Here is a 19,908-nt window from a genome sequence, read left to right as displayed (position 1 = left end):
TTCGCCCGCATCGTCGCGCACGGCGTCGATTCCGCATACTTTCCGACGTTTCTCGCGGGTGTTTCCCACTGGTTGATCGCGCGGCTTTGTACCTAAGATGAAGGAATCATGCGCGTGATACGGTGTCATGCACGCGCATGACTGAAGGCAGAGGGCAACGCCGGGGGGCAACGCCAGCGGATGTTTCCATCATGGATGCGAGAGTGTGCGCGGCGGCTGCCGGTCTTGCGACTGCAACGACGCCAACGGGCGCGGCGGCAATCGCCGCGCGGACGACGCCCGTCCGGCCCGGCCGGGCCGCGTCGCTGCGCGATGCGCTGATCGCAATCGTTTGCGCGCTGGGCGTGGTGCCCGCCATGCTGGCCGGGGCTCCTCTCGACGCGGACGATCCGCCCGACACCATGCGCATCGTCGCCACCGCGAGCCCCGCCGATCCCGCCATTTCGTCACACGACTCCGCCGTGCGTCAGGTCGTGCTCGGCATCATCAGCTTCACGCGCTGGCCGACGACACCCGTGCGCCTGCATCTGTGCGTGACGGGCCGGCCCGACTACGCGCGCGGCCTGACCGACACGCTGCAGGCCGGCTCGACGCTGCTCGACGTGCAGCGCGTCCGTTTCGACGATCCGTCGCTCGGCATGGCCTGCGATGTGGTTTATCTAGGCACCCTGAGCGACGATGAGAGAACGCGAGTGAGAACCGCGGTGGCCGGCCATCCGGTGCTGACGATCGCGGAACACGATCCGTCCTGCACCGCAGGCAGCATGTTCTGCCTCAACATCGACAGCGAGCGCATCTCGTTCGACATCAATCTCGACGCCGTGGCGCGCAGCGGTGTGCGCGTGCATCCGAACGTGCTCAATCTCGCGCGACGGCCGGGGGCGCCATGACACGGCTCGCGCCTCACTTTTCCCCCTCGCGCGCGTCGCGCCCGACGCTGCAAAGCGTATTGCGCCGTGCGCACCTGCGCCTCGCGTTCGTTGCCGTCGCGATGGCCGCCGTGTCGTTGATCGTCGTCGCCGTGATCGCATTGCGTGCGTATGCCGGCAACAACCTGAACCTGCTGGCGCGCTCGCTCGGTTATACGGTCGAGGCGGCACTCGTGTTCGGCGATCGCGTTGCGGCGAACGAGGCGATCGGGATGATCGCCAGCGACGAGGACGTGGCGCAAGTGGTGGTCACGGACAGCAAGGGCCAGCCGTTCGCGACGTGGCAGTTGCCTGCCGGAAACGGGGTCGCCCGGCTCGAGCGCGCCGTCGCCGACCTTGCGCTGCCCGGACCCGTGACGGTTCCGGTGATGCACGACGGCATCATCGTCGGCCACGTCATCGTGCGCGGCCGCGGGCACCAGTTCTTCGGCTTCCTGCTAGGCGGCGTCGGCGGCATTCTCGGTTGCCTGGCGGTCAGCGTGTTCGGCGCGTATGTCAGCTCGAAGCGTCTGCTGCGCAACATCGTTTCGCCGCTGCGCGCGCTGGCCGGCGTTGCGCACGCCGTGCGGCGCGAGCGCGCATTCGCGCAGCGGGTCGAGCCCGCCGCGATCGCCGAGTTGAACGAGCTCGGCGACGACTTCAATGCGTTGCTCGACGAATTCGAAGACTGGCAGAACACGCTGCGCGATGAAAACGCGTCGCTCGAACACAAGGCGACGCACGATGCGCTCACGGGCCTGCCCAACCGCGTGCAGTTCGAGTCGCGCCTCGCGCTTGCGCTCTGCGAAGCCGCGGTGACGGGGCAGCGGGTCGGCATCCTGTATCTCGACTGCGACCGCTTCAAGGAGATCAACGATTGCCTCGGCCATGACGCCGGCGACGCGGTGCTGATCGGCATCGCGGCGCGGCTGCGCACGCAGGTGCGCGAGGCCGATCTGGTCGCCCGCCTGGGCGGCGATGAATTTGCGGTGATGCTGGGGGCGGTGCGCGATGCGGGCAGCGTCTGTCGTGTCGCTGACGAGATATTGTCCGGCATGGCGCCGTCGATCGAGCTGTCCGACGGCCGCATGGTGGCCACCATGATGAGTGCCGGCATTGCGTTGTATCCCGACCATGCGTCGGACGCGAGCGGCCTGTTGCGCGCCGCGGATGCAGCGATGTACCGGGCCAAGCGCGCTCGGCCGGGGTCGTGGCAGTTGGCCGAAGGAGTCGCAGGACCGGTTTGATTGATCGCTTCGCGCTGCGGGCGAGGTCGCAGCAGCGGATTACAAAAAGTGCGCCCAACGCGGGCGCACTCGAAGGGGATGCGAAATGGACAACTCATTTCCTGTGAGCATGGGGCGGATGTGCGTCGCGAGCGCGCTGCTGCTGTGTGTGCTGCTGGGGGGCTGCAAGACGCCGCCGCTTCATCGTGGGCTGACGCAGACGCAGGTCACGACGCTCAAGTCGGCCGGTTTTCAGGAGACCGAACAGGGTTTCGAGTTCGGCTCGGCCGGGCCGATCCTGTTCGATTTCGACCGCTATAACCTCAAGCCGGATGTGCGGCGGATCGTCGAAAGGATCGGGCGCACGCTCCGGTCTGTGGGGATCAATGGGGTGAGGGTCTATGGGTACTCGGATCAGGAGGGAGCGGACGATTACGACTTCGAGTTGTCCAGGCGGCGGGCTGAGATTGTGGCGATCGAGCTTGTCGACGTCGGGCTGGATGCGCAGCGCATTGCGGTCGTCGGAAAAGGGAAGAACGATCCGGTGGGGGATAACCGGACGCCGGCCGGGCGGGCGCAGAATCGGCGGGCGGCGATTGTTGTTTCGCCCCGGTGAGGGGGAGGGGCGTCGCGCACTGGTACGTAACGATGACGCGGGCGTCGCACGTCGACAAGCAAGCCGCTCAGCCCGTTTCCTTCCTGCGCGATTGCGCAATTTCATGGCGACCTGACCAGCAAACAGACTGCGCCCCGTTTCATCCCCCGCGGCGCCAAACTGATCGCACCGGCCGGTCGCGAAGTATTTCGCATGACGGATGAAGTCGAGATTGTGCCGTTGACCGTCGCGGCGGTGCGTTACACGACGTCGGCGATTGCGCCGCGCGATGCGGCGTTGCTGTCCGACACGACCGGCTTGCTGACCGTCACGTTTGAGCTGACCTCGCCTGAAGCCACGTTCGCGATCGTGCCGGACAGGTTGCGTCTGCACTTCACCGGCGCGCGAGATCGTCGCGGCACTCACGGACGCTGTCCTGCTGTTTGCCGTACGCGGTTTCGCCGAGGCCGACGAATCCGGCCGCTGGAAGCGGCTTCCGGGCGCGGTATTCACGGCCGTGGGCCTCGAGCCGGCCGACGCGCTGCTCGATATGCCGCGTGACGATGCGCTCGGGCCGTTTCACCATGCTGATGGAGTGCTGCGCCGTCCCGGAGCGCTTCGATTTTGTCGAGCTGGATATGCGACCGCTCAAGCCGATCGCGGGCATCGCAAACTGGCGATCCGGCTGTCCTGTACCCAGGGCGATCTGTCCGCGATGCGGGAGTGCGAGCTGGCCTTGCGCGCGGGCGATCCGGTCGGGACGATCGCGCTGCTGAACCGGCCGACCCGGAGCCGGCCGCTGGCTTTCCGCTACGGCGAACTGTGCGATGTGTTGTCCTTGCTTGTGCCGCAGGTGATTCGTCTCGACAAAGGCGGTCTGGATCAACTGACGCAGCTCTGCGCCCGCTGGGCGGAATGCTCGGTCGACGCCGGGCGGCGCTTCGATGCGCTCGTCTCGTTGTTGACCGCACGGGTTCGCCGCTGGATGCCCGGCAAGCCGGCGTCGGCGATCGTGCAGGGGCTCGAAGTGCGGTTGGTGGTCGATGAACAGCGTTTCGCCGGGTTCAGTCTTGGCGGATTCGCGCACGTGATGGATCGGTTCTTCGCCCCCTACATTCCTGTCACCAACTTCGTGCAGATTGTGCTGTTCTCGGCGCAAACCGGCGCGCCGCTGCGCCGTGGCCAACCCTGCCCCGGCGTCCAACCGTTGGTCTAGTTTTTGATTTTCGGGGCTCGAACGAAAACGTTTGCGGGCGCCTTTCGCGCGGTCGGAATTTGTCCTACATTAACGGGGCTTTGGGCCGGCTAGCCGGCCCACGGAACCTGAGATCACAAGCAAGGAACAAGAATGAGTTTCGCTCCGAACGGGGGTATTCCCAATGGTTTGGGCGGTAGCGCGCTCGGCTCCTTGAGCGCACTCGGTGGCCTGGCAGGCCCGGTCGCCTCGAGTGTTGCCGGAAGCGTCGGGCCGCTCGCGGGCCTGGCCGGGCACGTCGATACCGTCCAGCGTGCGCTGCAGCTCGCGCAGACCGGCTTCTCGCTGATGGACAAGACGCCCGGCGCGGTTGCCGAAGCGATCAACGGCGCCGCCAACCCCGCGCGCCTGACCCAGCTCAATCGCTACGTCACGCTCGACACGCCGCTCGGCCCGGACGTGCTGCTGGTCAGCGCCGCCGTCGTCGACGAATACGTGAACCGGTTGCCGGAAATCCACCTCGACCTGCTGTCGCATCGCCACGACCTTCGCCCCGACGACCTGATCGGCCAGCAGGTCAAGATCCGGTTCGATCAGCAGGCGCGCTTGTCGACGCTCGAACGCGTCGTTGCGTCGGGTGCCGGCGAGAACGACCGTTACTTCGACGGCTACGTCGCGTCGTTCGACCGGGCCGGCAATCCTGGAAATGTCACGCAGTACCACCTGACGGCCGTGCCGTGGTTCTGGTTCCTGACGCGCTCGACCGACTGCCGGATTTTCCAGAACAAGACCGCGCAGGACATCCTCACCGAGATTTTCCAGGAGCACGGATTTTCCGATTTCGTGTTCGACATCCGGACGAGCCAGAAACCGCTCGAATACGTGGTGATGTACCAGGAGTCCTACTACAACTTCTGCGCGCGGTTGATGGAGCAGGAAGGGCTGGTCTGGACGCACCGCTACGAGAAGGACAAGCACATGCTTGTGATCGGCGACACGAATTTGCTGTTCCGCCCGATCGATGGGCTGGCAACTGTGCCGTTCGCTGCCACCGAGGCGAGCGAGGACAGCGGCATCGACCAGTTGCACGAAGGTCGGCGCTTCGGTGTCGGCAAGGTCACGTTCCGCGACTTCAATCATCAGAATCCGTCGTCGCCGCTGATGCTGGTGGAAGCCGGCCCGCAGAACCTCAAGCACGCGCGGCTCGACTCGACCGAGCGGTTCGAGCACCAGTCGCTGTACGACCACGGCGACGACGGCAACCGCTATGCGCGTTTTGCGATGGAGGCCGAGGAGGCGCAGGCCCATCGCTATACCGGCGGCGGCTACGCGTGGCGCATGACCACCGCCGGCGCCGTCAACGTGGCGAATCACCCGGTCCTCGAGAACAACCAGGAATACGTGATCCTGCACGTGCGTCACGAGGCGGTGAACGACTACACGCAGCACAGCGCAAAACTGCCGTACCGCAACAGCTTCGCGTTGCTGCCGAAGAAGATTCCGTATCGTGCGCCGCGCGGGACGCCGAAACCGGTGATTCATGGCACGCAGTCGGCGATCGTCGTCGGTCCCAAGGGCGAGGAAATCTACACCAACGGGAGCGCCGTGAAGGTGCATTTTCCGTGGGACCGGCGCGGCAAGAAGGATGGCTCCGACTCGATGTGGGTGCGCGTGTCGCAGCCGTGGGCGGGCGACGGTTGGGGGGCGGCTGCGATTCCGCGGATCAAACAGGAAGTGCTTGTCGCGTTCAATCAGGGCGATCCGGATAACCCCGTGATCGTTGGCCGTGTGTTCAACGGCGAGCAAGGCAACCCGTACCACGGGGCCGCCGGCCAGACGATGGGGATCAAGAGCCAGACGCACAAGGGGCAGGGGTCGAACGAGTTGCTGATGAGCGACGTCAATGGTGCGCAGATGCTCTACATGCATGCGCAGAAGGACATGCATACCGTTGTCGAGGACGCGCAGTGGACTCAAGTTCTCAAAGGCGACCGGACCGTCGAGGTCGGGAAGGGAAACCACACGACGGCTATCGCAGTCGGCAATCTGTCAGACGTTGTAGTGCAGGGAAATACGCTGCATCAGACTCCGCAGGGTGTGCATACGCTCGAAGCCAAAGAACTCTGGATCAAGATCGGCGGCGATGGCGGTACGCGAATCCACATGACGGCCGACTCGATCGACATCTATAAGGGCGAGTCAGTGATTCACCTTGACGACAGCAACATCAATATCCAGGCATCCCGGACCGACATCAACCCGAAGAACGGCTAACACCCATCAGGAAAACAAAGCATGTACCAGATGCAAGAAGGCACGTTGGCGCTCCCGGTGGAGTGGCAGGACAAGACGATGAACGTATTCGTGTCGGCAGCGACCGGCACGGAAGGCGTGAGTTTCGTGATCACGCGCGAGCGGCTGCCGTGGGGCATGAGGTTCAATGAATACGTGGCAAGCGAGATTAGGAAGGTGGCAAAGCAGGTGCCGGACTATGCCGAGGTGGCCAATGAAGATGCCAACGTGTCCGGGCGTGCCGCACACGTGCATGAGTTTACTTGGACGAACAATCAGGCGCCGATTCACCAGCGGCTGACGATGGTGGAGTACGGGCAGGTGGTGCTTATGCTGACCTTCACCGCGCCCGGTACGCTGAGCGATACCCAGCGCGAACAAATCCAGGCTGTGATCCAGAGCCTTCAGTTGCGCGATCCGATCTGAGGCCGCAATGTCGGACACGCCGAATTACAACGAGCCGAGCGGTAGCGCACAAGAGCGTCTCGATCAGATCGCCAAGCTGGAGGACGGTGAAGCTGCCAAAGCGACCGAGCAGCCGTTTTACGAGAACCTCAACTATGGGATGCTCGGTGCCGACGCAGGTCTGACTACGCTTGAGGGGACGGCCGCCGGGTTGAGTGCGGCGGGTACGGCGTTGGCGGGTGGCGCAACCGGCGGGGCGGCATTGGGCGCGGGTGCGATCGCTGCCGGTACGGCGATGCTGCCGCTGGCGATTGCAGTCGGTGGAGCTTGGGCGCTCGACAAAGTCGGCGTTACGGGCTGGCTCTCAAAGGAATTCACGCAGGTCGGTGATGCACTGGGCCTGACAATCGGCCGTGGCGATCCGCACCCCGCATGCATCGGTGATCGGATCGCGCACTCGTCGGGCTTTATGGGGATCCTCGCCGGCATTGCCGTAGGAGTTGCGATTGGCGTGGCAGTGGCAGCGACCGTGGCGACAGGTGGACTCGCCGGTGCGTTGATCGTCGGGGCGTGCATGGCGGGCGGCCTGACTCTGGGAGGTGCGCTGGCGTCGGCCAGCCAAAGTATGGGCAGCAACTGTGGCGAGATCGTCACCGGCTCGGGCAATGTGTATTTTGAAGGTAAAAAGGTTGCGCGCGTAACGGACCTGGTGAAATGCGATCACCATTCCGGCGTGCCGCAGGCACTCGTCGACGGTAGCAAAACCGTCTTTGTCAACGGCCTGCCGCTGGTGCGGATCGGCCACGAGACTCACTGTAGCGGCAAGGTCAACTCTGGGCGCAACAGCATCTGGATCGACAAGACGACGGGGCAGTATGGTCCGAAGAACCCGGAGTTGTCGGCGACTCAGGAGTTTCTGGCGGGTTTGCTCGGTGGGATCGTAGGTGGCGGAGTCGGGAAATTTGCCGGCAAGGGGTTGCGCGAAAAATTCAAGCCCGAGCCAACCCGATCCGCTGAACAAACGGGCATCAAGGATGAAAGTCGGCCGAAGTGCAAGGATCCGATCGATCCGGTATCCGGAGAAATGCTGGAGATCCGCACGGACCTCGCCATTCCCGGAATCCTGCCACTTGAGTTCAATCGACGCTATCGAACTCGATCGGACGATCACGGACTGCTTGGTCACCGTTGGTCGGACAACTGGTCGCAGCACCTGACATTCGACGGCGGCCGCTTCGTGAGATTCCACGACGGCGCAGGTCTTGTGACCGGTTTCGACGCGCCGGACATGGCGCTCGACGGCGTCAACTTGCGCGAGCCGCGTTATCGGCTGGTCGGAAGTCGACTCGAACCGCGCATCTTTGACCGCGATACGCGGCAACTGCGCATTTTCTCGCCTCTCGTCACGGGCCGTTCTTCTCGCCTCGAGCGGATCGAGGACCTCGACGGCAACGCGGTAGCCTTCTCATACGATCTCACGGGCCGTTTGAGCAACCTGACCCATAGTGATGGCTATCGGCTCGAAGTTGCCTATCACGAGCGCGACCGGCGACCGGAACGAATCGTTCTTCACGATGCGGACGGCGGCGTTCGAACGCTCGTGGACTACGGCTACCAGAACGGCATGCTTACCCATGTGGCGAGCTTCCAGTTTGGGCAGTTCCATTACGCGTACGATGAGCGCGGCTGGATGACCCAATGGCGGGATACGGACCAGACCGATGTCCGATATCGGTACGACACCGCCGGGCGCGTCGTCGAGACAGGCACCCGTCAGGACTATCACACCGGCCGGTTCGCCTACGAAGACGGCCGCACGCGCGTGATCGATGTCGACGGCGAATGGATCTACGACTATAACGACGAAGGTCTCGTCACGGCGGAAACCGATTCGCTTGGCCATTGCGTTGTCTCCGAATGGGAGCTCGGCCGCTTGATGGCACGGATCGATCCGCTTGGGCGCAAGACTGATTACCGCTATGACGATCTCGGTCAACTGGTTTCGGTCACGGAAAGCTCGGGGCGTACGATCGGCTTCGAATACGACGACGCGCAGCTTCTCACCTCGGTGGGCTTGCCGCACGGCGACCGGATCAAGCTTGAGTACGATCATCTGCGCCGGTTGATTGCGCGCACCGAGCCGGATGGCACCAAGACGACCTACCGCTACGGCCCGAATGGCGAACTGTTGCGCATCGTCGCAGGCGAGCGCGAAACCCGCCTCGACTACGACGACCGGTTGCGACTGACCGACATCGAATTGCCGACCGGTGCGCGTTTCCGGCGCAAGATCGACGTGCTGGGCCGGGTGCTGGAGGAAACGTCGCCCGACGGGCATGTGACACGCTTCGATTATGCCGACGGTCCTGGCAATCCGCGAGGCCTGCTGAGCGCGATCACGCGCCCCGATGGCTCAGTGTCACGCGTGCGATACAACAGTGAGGGCCTGCCGGTCGAGTGGACCGATCCGATTGGGCGCACGATCCAGCGAACCTATGGCCCGTTCGATCTGCTCACGGCGTCGATCGACGCGGCTGGCCATGCCACGCGTTTCGAGTACGACCATGCGACCCGGTTGACGAAGGTGATCAACGCACTGGGCGAGTCCTACACATACTGCTACGACGCGGCCGGGCGTCTTGCGGCCGAAATCGATTGGGGCGGCCGCACAACGCAATACGAGCGGGACGCTGGCGATCGCCTGCTCGTGAAAACGCTGCCGGATGGTGGACAGTGGCGTTACACGTACGATGGTTTCGACCGGCTCGTCGAGGTCGATGCCGGAGACGTGAAGCTCGCTTATCGGTACGACGTGGTCGGACGACTGGAATCGGCCGAGGTGCGAGGTGAGCGCTCTCATGTGACGCGCTTTGCCTACGATAGGAACGGACGCGTAATCGGCGAGGATCAGCACGGCGACCTGTTGCGGCACATCTACGACGCTGATGGACAGCGGCGCCTGAGGATGACGCCACGGCGTGAGACGGTCTACGCATACGATGCGTTGGGTGCCCTGACGCAGGTGGGCGGGCTAACGATCCAGCGCGACGGCCTGGGACGCGAAATCGGTCGGCAAGCGGGGGAGTTCGTTGCGCAGCAGCACTACGATGTGCTCGGTCGTATTCGCCGACAGATCGCAGGCCCTACCGCAGCGTTCGATGCTTTGCAAACCGACCCAGCCCGTGCGCTCGAGCAATTGACGCGGCAGGTCTATCACTACGACGCGGCCGGACAACTGGAGCGAGTCGACTCCAACGCAGATACGCTCACGTACCGGCGTGACGCACGTGGCCAGATCGTCTCTGCGGAAAGTCTGCTGCAGGCTGCTGAGCACTTTCGCTACGACGCGGCGATGAATATTGCCGCGCATGGGCGGCAAGCTCCGGTGGATGCTCACCATTACGGCCGAGGCGGCTTGCCGGAACGGATCGGCTATGCACGCTATCGGTACGACGCACGTGGCCGCACGATCGAGAAGACGGTCGAACAACCGGGGTTTCGGCCGAAGACGTGGCAATACACATGGGATGGCCTCAACCGGATCGTAAAGGTCGTGACCCCCGAACGAGGCGTCTGGCGGTATCGCTACGATGCCTTCAATCGCCGGGTCGAGAAACAGCAGATCGGCAGCCATGAAACCGTGAAGTTCCTGTGGGACGGTCCGACGCTGGCTGAGCGCTGGATCGAGCAGCGGGACGGTACGACGGGACAGGTGGTGACCTGGCATATAGAGCCTCGAAGCTTCTCGCCACTGGCACAGGAGACAAATGATGGTCTCTACCCTATCCTGACTGATCAGGTCGGCCAGGCGAAGGCGGTATTCGACATACGCGGCAAGACGGTCTTCAAAGCCTCTCATACGCTCTGGGGGAAAGTGTTGCCGGTACGAGGCGCCGCTAACGATGGTGATGTCGTGCCGATCGATGCGACGTTGAGGTTTCCGGGACAATGGTGCGACGAGGAAACGGGCCTGCACTACAACCTCCATCGCTATTACGATCCGGACTCGGCGCAGTACCTGAGCATTGACCCGCTCGGACTTGCAGGCGGATTCCGTACCCAGGGCTATGTTCATGAACCAAGCGAGTGGGTTGATCCGTTCGGATTACAGCAATGCCCGGAACGGGAGGTCAATGGGACGAAGATATACGGCAAGGGGCAAAAGGATGGAACGCCGGGACACGACCAGTTCTCGGAAGTGATCGCTAACAAGCTCGCGATGAGTGGGAAATTCAAGGAAATCTATCTGAACCGGTCGTACAATTTTGCTACGGATAATGCCGTTTCAGCACGACGCCCCGACATTATGGCGGTAGACGTCAATGGTAAAGTGCATGCTATCGAAATGGCATCCCGAACCGATATGGGCTCAAAACTGCGAACGCTAACATCGCGAAACTATGACGCGATGCAAAATCTTCCTCCAAGTGAGCGAGGTGACATCCTTGTATTTGAGCATCCGTATGACGCGCAGGCGATAAAGACTGATCTGGATAATTTGATATCAGGAATCTGAGAAGATATGAACGCAGGAATCGTAATTTACGGGACCGATCCGACTCAGGCCGCATCCGCTCTGTCAATGGCTGAAAACCTCTTTCTTCGATTTGGTGGGGAGGCAACGAGGGCGGTTTTTTTGGAATTTGTCGTCCAGAACGGCGAGCGATTTATTGACGATCGTGAAGCGTCTCTTGCTGAATTAAGGGGAAAAATTTCGACCGGAGAAGTCACTGCATTTCAGGTGCGTAACGACGAAGAAAAGGATGGTGCTCCGGCTATTTCATTTGGTTACAATGTTCCGGAGTACGGGGGGCTATCTTTTATTGATGTTCAGGTGGGTAAATCAATTTACGAAATAAATAAGGAAATAGAGGGATTTCTGGAAAATATCGCGATGCATATGCGTTTTAAGTATGCTATCGCTTACGATGCGGAAAATTCATCGCTCGCATATAAGTATTCGACTGGTGTCAATTTAATTAGAATTTTTACCTTTGAGAATACGTCTCTTTTCACCAGAGAGCTCCCTGGTAGGGTGCCGGGATCGGCGAGCTATGAAGGAACGAAACTCAGGATGATTTATCCTTTGAATGTTCTCAATGAGACGCACCTTGAAATTCGTGTCAACGATCTTTCATTGAAGGAATGGATCGGGTCTGATTCATCTCGAGGATCACTGACAAGTATTCCAAACAATATGTGGCTCTGGTCGGTCGAGAAGGCGGACCTGCTCGAAGTAAACAACGCGTGCGGAGAGGCAGGAATATTGCTGGCCTGGCAAAAAGCACCGGCGAATAGGCCAGCGCGAAAACTGCCGTGACCTCGTTTCCTGAACTACGCTAGTCGTAAGCGACTCGCTGGTTTTACATTCGTACGCGTGAAGAGAATGAGGTGATGGCGTGGGGAAGTCGAGGTGTAAGCGTCCGGTGAAGTTTGCAATTTACCACTCCGGGTAAGGCATGAGGTCGATTAAGGAAATCATCGATAGCATAAGATCCGACAGCAGATGCCAAGTGTTGCCAGTGGGCGGAAGTCTGCCACCCCTGCCAAGCTCTGACATGGCATATCCGAATGATCTTGTGGAATTCTATAGTCTCTGCGGTGGTGTAATTTTGTTTAGGGCGGGAAAGGATAATGTCTCATTCAAGATATTGCCTGCCGACGAAGTGCTGCAGACCAATATGCTTATTGTGGGGCGGCCGTGGGAGGGTGATATTTCTTTTTCCTGGTATGCCATCTGCAAAACGGATGGCGGGGATTACATATCTATAGATACGTCCAGGGAGAGGAATGGACGATGTTGTGATAGCAATTTCGAAATTCACGGCGTAGCTGGAAGCTGTCCAGTTGTAGCGCTGAGCTTTGCGGAGTTGCTCGGAGAGCTTTATAGAAGTTCAGGGGTTGATATTTTTTGGAAGGCGAAAAATTACGGTGATGCCTATGCATGACGCTGTAATAATCGACCAAATGGATTGACGTTCTGACTTGGCTGGATTTGATCTCTTAGGCTTGCAGGGATGTAAACCGATGGGAAAGAAGATCGGGTCTCGGGACTATGTCTATCGCGCAACGACGTGGCGCGCTGTCGAAATTTCTGAAAACAAGGCAGTATCAGTGTCTATAAAGGTGCAGGAATTTACATGTCGACAGACTACGTCGGGACGAATCAAGGCGTGCTGATGGACCGTGGCCAGGTTTTCAACATTGGGGAGCGCCAGACGTATTGTTGAAGATTCAGACATCGAAGCTATCTTCGGCAACCGTTCCGAGATCGCTTGGAGGAAAGCTGCCGGTTGGATGGGAGCTTGAGTCATCGTTCTACCCAGCGGACGGAGCCGGCGGACAGAATCGGTTCATGGGAACAACAAAATCGTGGTCTGACGACTGGATTGTTCCGGTCGGCAAATGGGTGTGAACGTCATGGATCAAGATGTTCAGAATATACTCCGCCGCTATCGCGATCAAGATATCGATTTGCAACAACTTCGCGCGTGGTTAGACAAAGAAGGAGTGCGTGTCGAGGCACAAATTCCACGAGGTCAATTACTGAAGATAAGACGAGGAAGCGAAGCTCAGAGTAATGGAGTGATCGCTCAGTTACTGCCGGCGTGCGCACGCTGCCGCAGTATCGGTTCGCCCAAGCAGTTCGTGTCACGCGTGGAATATCAGCAATATTCACAGCGCCGTGATGCCGCTGTTGCCAATGGATTTCTCGCGGAAATTTCTCCGCCGGTTTTCGATTTCGAGAGGGCAGGGTCGGTTGGTTCCACAATGTACTATCGCTGCACCCATTGCAATTCGATCTGGGCATTCGTCGAGCCGGAGAAGGCGGAAAACGGCTCATGGAATAGGATTATTTAGAGGTAGATTAAAATGGCTGCTTGATCCGTCTCAAGATACTCCAGCAGACGAGGGAGTATCCGAGTTTGAGAAATGCTTCGTGAATATCGCCCCGACGTTCGAAGCGAATGGGAAGACGGCGGAAGTTGTGTGGCCATGCGTGAGTACGTTTCACACCCCAGCGGAAATTTCCCAGACCGCTGCCGTGCTTTGTCCGACGCTTGGCAAGCCCCGGATTTGTGCCGCGCTCGCGAAGCTGCTGGGGATGCGCCTCCGAGTCCTAGCCACGGTCTGCGTAGATGACCGTGGATTGCTGAAGCGGCGGCTGGCCACGTACGCCGCGAATGGATGAAATGACGTCAAGCAGAGGCAGTAACTGGTGACGTCATTGCGATTCATGTTGATGAGGATTGCGCCGACAGGAATGCCGTTGGCGTCTTCGAGGATGTGGTGCTTAGAACTTGGGTGCGCGCGGTCCTCGGGTTCGGATCTGTTGGTCGCGAGTGACCGCTAGGGCCATAACCTGCCGTTTGGCGGTCAAAGAATCCTGACGTTGCATCGACGGGTTGAATCCGCACCCCAGAACCGCCATTCGCGGTCGCGTACCAATCGTGCGCCGGGATGAACGCACCAACGAGATTGGGAACCTTACCACGACAGAACGATTGCCAATTCAAACTCGGATTCAACCGGGGCCGTTATCCAAGATTGAAATGGCCCGAAGAAATCAGGCAGGTCAGGGAAATTGATGGCAAATTCTAGACTGACGATACGTCCTCCTCGCGCCCGAGTACTGAGGCTGGCACATTTCAGCCTTCAGAAGATCCGGGGATGCCGCGTCGCCATCGGCGCTTCGGGCATGTGCACTTCGAGGTTACGCCTTGAAGGATCGCGGTAGCGCCAATCCGTGCTTCCGGAACAGGCGGGCGAGATAGGACGGTGAATCGAGACCGACCGCTGCCGCCGCCATAACGACCGTCATGCCGGGTGATTGCAATAGCTGCGTGGCGTGATGCACACGCTGCCGCGATTGATAGTCGACGATGGATTCGCCAGTGACGTCGCGAAACAGGCGCGTCAACGTGCGCCGTGACAGACCGAACTCGTAGGCAATGCGATCGAGTCCCATCGATTGATCGAGTGTCGCGTCGAGAAATCCCCGAATGTCTTTCACGAGTTCACGGCGCGCGTCGATGGGTGTCAACGGCAGATGGCCCGCGATCAGTCCCGCTTCGACGCACGTGGCCGCCAACGTCTTGTTAGTCAGTTCCCGCCGATAGGCTGCGAGTTCGCCGACGTCGTGCTGACCGGTGTCGGTGGCGAGACGCATCGCGTTGAGCAGCGCCAACGGCGCGGACCGGATGGCAATCTTCGCGCACGACAGGCTTCTTTGCGCCTTGCGCTCGCAGAACGCGACGAAATCACTCGCCACATAGACGGCAACGTGTTCCTGCTCCTTCCGATAGCCGTGCGTATCGTGCAGGCGCTGCGGCGGCACCACGACAAACGACTTGGGCGCCAGGCGCAAGGGCGAGGCGTTCGATTCGACGTTCAGGATCAGTTGGCCGGTGCGCGGCAGCAAGAACATGTACTCGTCATGTTCGTGGGGCTGCGTGCGGTAATCGCCGATCGAAACCTGCCGAACATCGGCAATGCGATTTTCGGACAAGTGGGTATTGGCGGTCGGATAGTGCTTCACGAATTTACCCTTGGGCGCTCCATGCGGTGGGTAGCGACTGGCCATAGCGGGCCTTGTGGACCGCTGTATCAATGGGATGTCCCAGTATAGCGGTACAACCTTCCGTGCACGTAGCCGGGCACTCACGCAGCCAGCCAAGCCCGGTTCTCAGGGAAAACACGGGTGTGCGCGGACTCCCGCGCGGTGGGCCGGACGCCCGATTGGCCCGGTTGTGTGCTTGTCGTGGCCCAATAGGCGGCGAAACTTTGGTTCCCGTTCGGCATGCTGGCGTCACTTACACGCTGGAGCCAGTTCATGTCGGTCGAGAATGTCCCGTCCTTGTTGCCTCATTCCCCCAATGCCACATCCCGGTTACCCCCGCACGGTGGCATGCATTTCGTGCGCGTCTTTCCCGCAGGGCAGGGCGGCGGCAACCCCGCGCCCGTCGTACTGGATGCGGATTCGCTGTCGGCGGACGAGATGATGGCGATCGCCGCGCGCTACGGTCACGAAAGCGCATTCGTGTGCGCACCGCGTGATACGGGCAGCACGTATCGTCTGCGCTTCTTCGTCCCCCGGCACGAGATGGAGATGTGCGGTCATGCGACGCTCGGCGCATTGTGGCTTCTGCGGCGGCTTGGCCGCTGGACATCCCGCGTCGCGACGCTCGAGACATCGAGCGGCATCGTCGACGCTCGCTTTGACGAAAGCACGCAATCCATCGAAGTGAGCCAGCCCAAAGGCATCGTGCAATCGATCGAAGACGCGCGGCTGCACGCCGCGATATGCGATGTGCTGCGCATCGATGCTGACGATCTGGATGCTCTCGGCATCGTCAACGCCACGACGAGCCGGACCAAGACGCTGATACCGATTCGCTCGGTGCAGCGACTTCATGCACTGACGCCGTCCTTCGAAAAGGTGCAGGCGCTATGTGACCAGCTCGAATCGACGGGCCTTTATCCGTTTGCGGTCGAGCGTACACAACCTCTCGAGGTGCACGCGCGCCAGTTTCCGCGCTCGTCCGGGTATCCGGAAGATGCGGCGACGGGTATCGCCGCGGCCGCGACCCTCTACGGTGCGTTGCACTACGGCCTGCTCGCGCACGGCGCGTCGGGCATGACCGTGCATCAAGGGTACGCGATGGGCAAGCCGTCCAGCATCCGGGTCGAAATGCGAGACCCCGACAACGCCGACGCGGGCTGCTGGATCAGCGGCGCAGTCGAAAGCATGATGCTGGAGCCGCAGCAATGAAGATCTTTACCAACGACCAGATCGCGGCAGTGCTCGACGTGCGCCTCGCATCGGACGCCATTCGCGATGCTTATCTCGACCTGCAGAACGGCACAGCGGCCGTTCAGCCTCGCGCACGCATCGGCTTGTCCGACGTGAAGTTCAGCGCAATGAGCGCAATGCTGGGCCAGGCCAAGGTCGCGGCGATAAAGATGTACACGACGATCGACGGGCAGTTCCGCTTTTACATCGCGCTGTTTTCGCTCGTCGATGGCGGGCTCCTCGCGATGCTCGAGGGCGATGTGATCACGGGCGTGCGCACGGCCGCGACCACCGCGCTTGCGGCCCGACATCTGGCGCGTCCGGGGAGCCGACGCCTCGGACTGTTCGGCAGTGGCGTGCAGGCGCGGGCTCATGCCGAGGCCTTGGCCGGACGAGCCGGATTGCGCGAAGTGATGATTCACAGCCGCGATGCCGTATCCGCGCATGCACTTGCCGACAGCCTCGGGCATCGGTTCGGTCTCAACGTATCGGTGGTCGATGCCGAAGCGTGCGCCGCCGCCGACATCGTTGTCGTCGCAACGCGTGCATCCGAACCGGTCATACGCGGCGAGTGGCTACGACCGGGTGCATTCGTCGCGAGTATCGGCGCGACGCGTCCCGATCAACGCGAACTCGACGACGCGTCGTTGCTCGCGGCCTCGCGCATCGTCGTGGACTGGATGCAGCAGACGCCGTTCGAAACGGGTGACCTGCTGCGCCCGTCGCGTGCCGTGATCGACAGCAGGACGATCGTGGACCTTTCGACCGTCATCGGCGCCGACGAGCAGCGCGCACGGGACGCCCCCGACATCGTGATCTACAAGGCAGTCGGCATCGCCCTGCAGGACGCGGCCGTCGCGCATATGGCTTACCTGCGGCTTGGCGCGTGACGCCTCTCGTCAATGTCGTTTGTCAAAGATACGCTTGGAGACACTCATGAAATTTCCTCTTGCTGCACGCATTGTTGTCGGGATGGTGCTCGGCATCGCAACCGGCGTTGCCTGTCACGCGATGCTGCCCAACGCGGATGCAGCCAACCAGGTCGGCGGCTATTTCTCGCTTCTCGCCGACGTGTTTCTGCGCCTGGTCAAGATGATCATCGCGCCGCTCGTGTTCTGCTCACTCGTCATCGGTGTGACGAAGATCGGCGATGTGCGCGCGGTGGGCCGCATCGGGATCAGGACGCTGGGCTGGTTTCTCTTCGCGTCGTTCATCTCGCTCGCGCTGGGCGCGCTGATCGCCAACTGGTTGAAGCCCGGCAGCGCGCTCAACCTGCCGTTGCCCGCGATCAACGCCTCGACCGGGTTGAGCACGAGCGGGCTGTCGCCCAAGGAATTCGTGGTGCATCTAGTGCCCAGCAGCATTGTGGGGGCGATGGCGAACAACGAAATCCTGCAGATCGTGGTGTTCGCCGCCTTCTTCAGCGTCGGGCTTACGACGCTGGGCGACAAGGCGCAACTCGTCGTTCGCATGCTCGACCAGGTCGCTCACGTCATGCTGAAAGTGACCGGCTATGTGATGGCGCTCGCGCCGTTTGCGGTGTTCGGTGCGATCGCGAACGTCGTGACGACGCGCGGCGTGTCGGTTCTCGTAACCTTTGGCCGGTTCATGGGCGAATTCTACGGAAGCCTGATCGTGCTATGGCTTCTGATGGTATTGGCCGGTGGCGTGTTGTTCGGGCGCAGGGTATTTTCGCTTGTGCGTTTCATGCGCGTGCCGATGCTGATCGGCTTCAGTACGGCCAGCAGCGAGTCCGTTTATCCGAAGATGCTGGAACAACTGGTCCGTTTCGGTGTCCCCGAACGTATCGCGAGCTTCGTTTTGCCGATCGGTTATTCGTTCAATCTCGACGGCACGATGATGTACTGCACATTTGCCACGCTGTTCATTGCGCAGGCGTATGGCGTTCATCTGTCGTTTGTGCAGCAGTTGTCGATGCTTGCCATCCTGATGCTGACCAGCAAAGGCATGGCCGGGGTGCCGCGCGCCTCCTTGGTCGTCATCGCCGCGACACTGGGCCAGTTCAATATCCCCGAGGCCGGGCTGCTCCTTATCATCGGCGTTGATCATTTCCTGGACATGGGGCGCACGGCGACCAATGTGCTGGGTAATGCGGTCGCCTCGGCCGCCGTCGCGAAATGGGAAAACGTGCTCGCGCCGTCGTCCGCGGATGTTTCGGTCGATGATGCCGGCGGACATCACAAGGACGGGATTCGCTCGGACGACGAAGGGGCTATTGCGGGAGTGTGAGGCGCTGCTCCAACCACTCTATAAGCGTAGGCTGCCGAAAAGGCTGCGTTGTGATCTGCTGTGACGCTCGCCTTCCGCAGTGGCTAGAGTGTTGATTTTCACCGAGTCTTAACCCACCGGGGATGCGGACAAAATCGTGGACTACTTTGGAGGTAGTCCATGTATTCATACCAAGAACGCGTTCGGGCGGTCGAGTTGTATCTGCAACTCGGGGCGCGAAGCAAGGCAACGCCGCAAGATGCGGCCGCGCTGCGCGACGTCGCGCAGCGTGCCGGGGAGGGCTGCTGCTATCGGCCACCCCAGCGCATCACCACGCGATATTGCAAGACGACCGCGAAGTCCCCGCACCGCCGGTAGCTGTGCAATGCGCGCCCGCGCCGTTGTCGTAGAACGTGCGCGTCTCGGGTTGCGGCACAGACGGATCAAACGGATTCGGCGCGCCGTGAGGACCACGTGCGGCATCGTACGGACGAGCCGGCGCATACGAACCGCCACTACCAGCCGGTCGCGATCCGTTAGCCCGCAGATATTCATTCCAGTTCTGCTCGCGCTGTTCGTACCCGGGCAGCGCGCGCCCAAGACTATCGCTGCCACCCGCGCCGAGCGCGACGCGATTCGCGGGCAATACCAAATCGGGTTCGTGTTCAGGCGAAGGCTGGGGTGCCACAAGCGTATCGCCCGACACACGCAGCGGCCGCGTATCCGGCGTATCGAACGGACTCCGTTCCACGGGCGCTGCGTACTGCACGCGGCGTCGGCTCATACGTGTCGCATGCCCATCATCACGAGCAGCAGCTCGCCGCTCCGAGCGAAACACATTGGCACCCGCCGACCGATCGGCCAGCGTATCGCGGCCCGACGCATTGGCGGTGGAAACAGAAAGCGCACACGCAAACGCGGCGGCGGAAGTAAGACGGAAGGGATGATTCATCAGCGATCCAAATCAGGTGATGTGCAATGAAAAAAAACGGCAGATCACTGGCTGGCGGCTGGGCAACGGACGGCCGTCGAAGCGGCTCTGAAGCGGCTCCGAGGCGCGGCGGACGTGACTTGGAGGAAGGCTGGCTGGATTGCAGAGGCGAATTCGTATTATTTCACATTATTAACAAGTACCTTTCGTGAGAACGAAAACAGTCGGCAAACAGTATGTTTGAGCCGCTCCACCCGACGCACCGCAATGGTGCCCACCAAACCAATCATCAGTCGATTGAACCGCGACGATGCGACCCTTTACCCACTCCGAC

15 protein-coding genes and 2 pseudogenes are annotated in these 19,908 nt (G+C 61.0%); 14 read left to right on the top strand and 3 right to left on the bottom strand.

From position 1 onward, the window contains the following. The first annotated feature begins 191 nt into the window (after positions 1-191). The 11 genes and pseudogenes from OEJ37_RS10880 (at position 192) to OEJ37_RS10830 (ending at position 13,482) form a co-directional block, all read left to right on the top strand. Positions 192-890, top strand: a complete 699-nt coding sequence (locus tag OEJ37_RS10880; RefSeq protein ID WP_174417553.1) for a YfiR family protein — start codon at positions 192-194, stop codon at positions 888-890. Continuing rightward, the gene (locus OEJ37_RS10875; RefSeq protein WP_263344264.1) at positions 887-2,155 is read left to right on the top strand and encodes a diguanylate cyclase domain-containing protein; all 1,269 of its coding nucleotides are present in this window, start codon (positions 887-889) and stop codon (positions 2,153-2,155) included. The genes OEJ37_RS10880 and OEJ37_RS10875 overlap by 4 nt, the downstream gene beginning before the upstream one ends. An 85-nt stretch (positions 2,156-2,240) precedes the next feature. Beyond that, positions 2,241-2,750 carry an OmpA family protein gene (locus OEJ37_RS10870; RefSeq protein ID WP_175918462.1) on the top strand — a complete coding sequence of 170 codons (510 nt, stop codon included), beginning with the start codon at positions 2,241-2,243 and terminating at the stop codon, positions 2,748-2,750. A 78-nt stretch (positions 2,751-2,828) separates the two neighbouring features. After that, positions 2,829-3,290: pseudogene (locus OEJ37_RS10865) on the top strand (type VI secretion system baseplate subunit TssF); the annotation flags it as partial. Then, on the top strand, positions 3,247-3,945 hold the full coding sequence (locus OEJ37_RS10860) for a type VI secretion system baseplate subunit TssF (protein WP_263344263.1): 699 nt from the start codon (positions 3,247-3,249) through the stop codon (positions 3,943-3,945). The pseudogene OEJ37_RS10865 and the gene OEJ37_RS10860, both read left to right, overlap by 44 nt. Positions 3,946-4,077: 132 nt before the next feature. Next, on the top strand, positions 4,078-6,198 hold the full coding sequence (locus OEJ37_RS10855) for a type VI secretion system Vgr family protein (RefSeq protein WP_263344262.1): 2,121 nt from the start codon (positions 4,078-4,080) through the stop codon (positions 6,196-6,198). Between the two features lie 21 nt (positions 6,199-6,219). After that, positions 6,220-6,642 carry a DcrB-related protein gene (locus OEJ37_RS10850; RefSeq protein WP_175918458.1) on the top strand — a complete coding sequence of 141 codons (423 nt, stop codon included), beginning with the start codon at positions 6,220-6,222 and terminating at the stop codon, positions 6,640-6,642. A gap of 7 nt (positions 6,643-6,649) precedes the next feature. Beyond that, positions 6,650-11,137, top strand: a complete 4,488-nt coding sequence (locus OEJ37_RS10845) for a DUF6531 domain-containing protein (RefSeq protein ID WP_175918457.1) — start codon at positions 6,650-6,652, stop codon at positions 11,135-11,137. 6 nt (positions 11,138-11,143) lie between these two features. Next, the gene (locus OEJ37_RS10840) at positions 11,144-11,941 is read left to right on the top strand and encodes a hypothetical protein (RefSeq protein WP_263344261.1); all 798 of its coding nucleotides are present in this window, start codon (positions 11,144-11,146) and stop codon (positions 11,939-11,941) included. Between the two features lie 238 nt (positions 11,942-12,179). Continuing rightward, a complete protein-coding gene (locus tag OEJ37_RS10835; RefSeq protein ID WP_263344259.1) occupies positions 12,180-12,569 on the top strand; it encodes an SMI1/KNR4 family protein in 390 nt (129 codons plus the stop codon). Positions 12,570-13,041: 472 nt separating this feature from the next. Then, the gene (locus tag OEJ37_RS10830) at positions 13,042-13,482 is read left to right on the top strand and encodes a hypothetical protein (protein WP_263344258.1); all 441 of its coding nucleotides are present in this window, start codon (positions 13,042-13,044) and stop codon (positions 13,480-13,482) included. A 7-nt stretch (positions 13,483-13,489) separates the two neighbouring features. Here OEJ37_RS10830 and OEJ37_RS10825 read toward each other — a convergent pair. Then, positions 13,490-13,944, bottom strand: a pseudogene (locus OEJ37_RS10825) (transposase); the annotation flags it as partial. Positions 13,945-14,335: 391 nt separating this feature from the next. Further along, positions 14,336-15,160, bottom strand: a complete 825-nt coding sequence (locus tag OEJ37_RS10820; protein WP_263344257.1) for a helix-turn-helix domain-containing protein — start codon at positions 15,158-15,160, stop codon at positions 14,336-14,338. Between the two features lie 294 nt (positions 15,161-15,454). Here OEJ37_RS10820 and OEJ37_RS10815 point away from each other — a divergent pair, with 294 nt between their 5' ends. Genes OEJ37_RS10815 through OEJ37_RS10805 form a run of 3 tightly spaced genes read left to right on the top strand, consistent with a single transcriptional unit; the run spans position 15,455 to position 18,664 of the window. Then, positions 15,455-16,393 (top strand): PhzF family phenazine biosynthesis protein, encoded by a 939-nt coding sequence (locus OEJ37_RS10815; protein WP_263344256.1) that lies wholly within the window; start codon positions 15,455-15,457, stop codon positions 16,391-16,393. Positions 16,394-16,422: 29 nt separating this feature from the next. Then, on the top strand, positions 16,423-17,304 hold the full coding sequence (locus OEJ37_RS10810; protein ID WP_263344255.1) for an ornithine cyclodeaminase family protein: 882 nt from the start codon (positions 16,423-16,425) through the stop codon (positions 17,302-17,304). A gap of 46 nt (positions 17,305-17,350) precedes the next feature. Further along, the gene (locus OEJ37_RS10805) at positions 17,351-18,664 is read left to right on the top strand and encodes a dicarboxylate/amino acid:cation symporter (RefSeq protein ID WP_263344254.1); all 1,314 of its coding nucleotides are present in this window, start codon (positions 17,351-17,353) and stop codon (positions 18,662-18,664) included. Positions 18,665-18,971: 307 nt separating this feature from the next. Here OEJ37_RS10805 and OEJ37_RS10800 read toward each other — a convergent pair whose 3' ends face one another. Next, positions 18,972-19,595 carry a hypothetical protein gene (locus tag OEJ37_RS10800; protein ID WP_263344252.1) on the bottom strand — a complete coding sequence of 208 codons (624 nt, stop codon included), beginning with the start codon at positions 19,593-19,595 and terminating at the stop codon, positions 18,972-18,974. Between the last annotated feature and the right edge of the window lie 313 nt (positions 19,596-19,908).

It is taken from the genome of Burkholderia sp. BKH01, assembly GCF_025685725.1.
Lineage (GTDB): Bacteria > Pseudomonadota > Gammaproteobacteria > Burkholderiales > Burkholderiaceae > Burkholderia > Burkholderia pyrrocinia_C.
Note: the sequence above shows the minus strand (reverse complement) of the source record. Positions and strands in the feature narration are given on the sequence as shown.